This is a genomic window from Mycobacterium sp., assembly GCF_032161845.1.
Classification (GTDB): domain Bacteria; phylum Actinomycetota; class Actinomycetes; order Mycobacteriales; family Mycobacteriaceae; genus Mycobacterium.
This window is the reverse complement of the sequence record NZ_JAVRQA010000329.1, coordinates 1-4,422: the sequence shown is the minus strand read 5'-3', so window position 1 is coordinate 4,422 and position 4,422 is coordinate 1. Positions and strand designations below refer to the sequence as shown.

General features: G+C 69.2%; 4 protein-coding genes. All 4 read right to left on the bottom strand.

Translation table 11 applies throughout. The features are described from left to right. Positions 1-142 precede the first annotated feature (142 nt). Positions 143-1,534, bottom strand: coding sequence for a transcription antitermination factor NusB (locus tag QOD90_RS17870; RefSeq protein WP_526352080.1), 1,392 nt, complete (start codon positions 1,532-1,534; stop codon positions 143-145). Further along, complete coding sequence (gene fmt / locus QOD90_RS17865) at positions 1,531-2,457, bottom strand: methionyl-tRNA formyltransferase (protein ID WP_526352078.1); 927 nt, start codon at positions 2,455-2,457, stop codon at positions 1,531-1,533. Before fmt ends, QOD90_RS17870 begins: the two co-directional genes overlap by 4 nt. 3 nt (positions 2,458-2,460) lie before the next feature. Further along, positions 2,461-2,997, bottom strand: a complete 537-nt coding sequence (locus tag QOD90_RS17860) for a LemA family protein (RefSeq protein WP_526352076.1) — start codon at positions 2,995-2,997, stop codon at positions 2,461-2,463. Next, positions 2,991-4,422: DUF2207 family protein (locus QOD90_RS17855; RefSeq protein WP_526352074.1), on the bottom strand; the 1,432-nt coding region annotated here is incomplete at its 5' end. The genes QOD90_RS17855 and QOD90_RS17860, both read right to left, overlap by 7 nt.

Here is a 4,422-nt window from a genome sequence, read left to right as displayed (position 1 = left end):
GGAGCTAAGCGACCCGGGGTCATTGGGTCGGCGGGCAGGAGCCAAGCGACCCGGGGTCATTGGGTCGGCGGGCAGGAGCGAAGCGACCCGGGGTCATTGGGTCGGCGGGCAGGAGCGAAGCGACCCGGGGTTGGGTCGGGATTCATCGCTGCACCCGCAGGGCCGCGGCGAACATCGCATCCGTGCCATGCCGGTGCGGCCACAACTGCACGTACGGTCCCGGCCCGAGACCCGTCATCGGTGTCGAACCCGCGTCGAACAGCGGCCGGGTGTCGATCGCCGTGACGGGTTGGCGGCGCAGCGCGTCGGCCACCACCCCGACGGTCTCCGCCAGGTGCGGCGAACACGTCGCGTACAGCACGATGCCGCCGTTGCGGGTCAGTGAGATGGCGGCGGCCAACAGTTGCTTCTGCAGTTTCGCCAGCGCAGGCACGTCACCCGGTTGGCGCCGCCAACGCGCTTCCGGCCGTCGCCGCAGCGCGCCTAGCCCCGTGCACGGCGCGTCGACCAGCACCCTGTCGAACGATTCGGCGGGAAGGCCCGTCTCGCGGCCGTCGACGCGCAACACCTCGACGTCCAGACCGGCCACGGCCTGCTCGACGAGCTCCGCCCGGTGCGGCGTGGGTTCGACGGCCGTGACGCGAGCGCCCGACCCGGCGGCGATGGCGGCCAGCAGCGAGGCCTTGCCACCGGGACCCGCGCACATGTCCAGCCATCGTCCGTCGGGCCCGTCGAGCGGTGCCAGCGTCAGCGCCCTTGCCACCAACTGGCTGCCCTCGTCCTGCACCTGCGCAGCCCCGTCGCGCACCGCGTCGAGCTGACCGGGGTCACCACCCGACAGGTAGACCGCGTACGGCGAGTAGTGCCCGACCTCGCCGTCGACGGCCTGCGCCAACGCCTCCGCCGTCAAGACGCCGGGCCGGGCCGCCAGATGCACCAGCGGACGGTCGTCGTCACTGGCCAGGAGCGCGCCGAGCTCACCGGCATCGGCGCCGAGAGCATCGGCGAACGCCTGCCCGATCCACCGCGGATGGGCATGGGTGAAGGCGATGTTGCCGACGGGGTCGCGATCGGCGGGTGGCGCCAGCTCGGCCACCCAGGACTGCTCGTCGCGGGCCGCGATCGTCCGCAACGTTCCATTGACGAAACCGGCACGCGCCGTGTCGAATTCGATGGCAGCCTGCTCGACTGTGGTGTCGACTGCGGCGTGCGCGTCCACGCGAGTGCGCAGCAGTTGATAGGAACCGAGCCGCAACAGATCGAGCAGCACCGGGTCGATTCGGTCCAGCGGGCGATTGGCCGCATGGACGATGACGGCGTCGAGCAGGCCAAGCGCGCGGCACGCACCGTAGGCGAGTTCGGTGGCGAAGGCCGCGTCGCGCCCGGCGACGTGACGTTCGCGAAGCAGTCCGGGGAGGACCAGGTTCGCATAGGCATCGCGCTCCGATACGGCGCGCAGCACGTCGAAGGCCGCCTGCCGCGCCGGGTCGAGCGGCTTGCGCGGTGGCCGCCGGCCGCCCTGCGGGCGGGTCACTGGGCGCTCGCGTTCTCGTCGAGGCGGGCACCCCTGGCCCAGTCGGCGGCCCTCATGGGTTTCTTGCCGGGGGGCTGGACGTCACCGAGTAGCACCGGGGTCGACGACGTACCCACGTGCACTCCTTGACGATCGATGCGAATCAGCCCGGGCGGCAGGGGTTCTCCGCCGCTCACGGTGACCGGGCCAACCTTCACCCGCACGTCTCCGATCATGGTCCATGCCCCCGGATTTGGCGTCACTGCGCGAATCCTTCTTTCGACGACACGGCCGGGCAGGTCCCAGCGCACGCGCGCCTCCTCGACCGTGATCTTGGGTGCGACGGTGACGCCGTCGGCCGGCTGCGGCACCGCAGTCAGCGAGCCGTCGGCGACGCCGTCCATGGTCTTCTCCAGAAGCATGGCGCCCGAAATCGACAGTCGGTCAAGGAGGTCACCGGCCGTGTCCGTCGGCCGAACGGTCTCGGTGACCACGCCGAACACGGGCCCCGAGTCCAAGCCGCGCTCGATGCGGAACGTCGTCGCACCCGTCACCTCGTCGCCGGCTGCGATGGCGGCCTGCACGGGCGCCGCACCGCGCCACGCGGGCAGCAGCGAGAAATGCAGGTTGATCCAGCCGAGCGGCGGGACGCCGAGCAAATCGTCGCGCAGCAGGGCTCCATAGGCCACGACGGCACAGCAGTCGGGTGCCAATTCGCGGAGCTCCGCCACGAATTCGCCGCCGTTGGGCTGCGGCGGGCGCAGCACCGGGATACCGGCGTCGATGGCGAGTTGTGCGACCGGTGACGGCGCCGGGCGGCCACGACGACCGGACGCGGCGTCGGGTCGCGTCAGCACGGCGATGACGTCGTGATGTGGGGAGTCGATGAGCCGCCGCAACGACGGGAGCGCGGGTTCCGGGGTGCCCGCAAAGATGAGTCGCACTGCTTACCTGCTGATCTGGTAGTACTCGCGTTCGGACACTCCGGCCAGCGGCGCGACGAACATCCACGGAATCGTGGTGACGGACTTGTTGAGCGTGGCGACCGCATCGTTGTAGTACTGGCGGGCGAACGCAAGCTTGTTCTCGGTGTCGGCGAGATTGTCCTGAAGGTTCAGAAAGTTGCTCGACGAGTTCAGTTGCGGGTAGGTCTGACCAAGCGCGAGAAGCGGTCCGAGGGCAGTGTCGAGCTCCCGTTCCGCGGCACTGCGCTGGGCGACCGACTTTCCGCCCGTCGCGGACGTCAGCGCGGCCCGTGCGTCGGTGACGTGGTCGAGCACACCTTTCTCGTGCGCGGCGAACGTCTGCACCGTGTGCACCAGGCTGGGGATGAGCGACGCCCGCCGGGTCAGCTCGACGTCGATGCCGGACAACGCCTCCGACACCCGAACGTCGGCTGAGCGAATCTTGTTGTAGCCCATGACGAAGCCCACCAGGACGAGCACCAGCAGCACGACGACCAAGATCAGCACGTAACTCACCACGAGCCTCCTCCCCCTCCGCCGCCGCCTCCGCCGCCCCCGCCACCGCCACTGCTGCTTCCGCCCGAGGACGACGATGACTGCGAGGCGGTGTATGCGCCGATCGACGACGACAGCGCCGATTCGAAGCTGTCGAAGTTCGGTCCACTGGAGTGACCGCTGAAGCCCCAGCCGGTCGACGTCGACGAGGAATTGTACCAATCGGGTTGCGGGGCAACGGCTCCCACCGTGTCCTGATACTTCTTTGCCCACAGCGCCGCGGCGCCGCCCGCGATGGCGAACGGGATGTAGGCGGTGTACAGATCCTTGCGCGCCGCGAAGTCGAACCGCGTCTCCGCCGAATCGGTGGACAGCAACCGGTGGAATCCGCCTGCCTGCGACCACAACTGGCGGCCCGTCGCCGTCCGCCGGGTGCCGACGCCGTCGGACCACGACTTCTTGGAGAACAGGAAGAACGCGATGAACGGCAGCCCCCACATGGTCGCCGGGAAACCCCACCGGAAGAAACCGCAGACTGCCGCGATCACGGCCAGCAGGTTGAACCAGCGCACCCAGAGTTCCTTCTTGCGCTTGACCATCAAACCGTCGCCGATCGACCACGCGTGGACCGCCGCGGTCATGTCGACCTTGGCCGAGTTCAGCTTCTTGCCTGCCGTGGCGGTCTTCTTGGCCGCGAACTCCTTGCCGGGGCCCATCACCTTGAGTGCCGACCCGACGGCGATGCTGACGGGATCGACGTCGGCCCACGCCGCGGGTGGCGCCGTGCCGCGAACGTTCCACTGGTCGTCGTTGACCTGCCTGAGGTCGATCAGCTTCCGCTCGGCGAGGTAGAAGAGCGTGGCCGTCAATCCGTTCTTCGGAACTGCTTCGGTGCGGATGTACTCGGTCTGCACCGGCCCGAGGCCAGCGGGTGGGCCGTACTGCACGGGAAAGCCCGGATCTGGCTCAACGGTGGTGCGGTACCAGAGGTACGCGATCAGCGCGCCCGCGACGGAGAGGCCGAACACCCAGATCACACCGCCCAGCGAGCGACCGAGGATGCGGTCCCAGTCGTAGGACCACGGCAGGCTGATCCGCGCCGGGGTCGGCACGTCAACCCCCGCTCGCAGGGTCACCGGTGTGCGGGGCGCCAGGTCCCGTGCGCTGAGTTCGATCGTGTTGCCGGACACCGCGAGCCCGTCGCACCTGCGCCCCGTGCCGATGCCGACCGAACACTCGGCACCGGTGACGTCGGCCGGCAGCGTCGCGCGGACACGGACGTGCTGGATCTCGTTGTTCCACGACGGCGCGATGACGTTCCAGAAGAACACCGATGTCGAGTCCGGATCTCCGACGACGGAGGGGAAGCTCTTCTTCTCGCCCGTGCTGCCAGGGTCAAGGACCCCGGGGATCGAGTATCGGAGCTCATAGGTGTGCGTACCCGAGGAC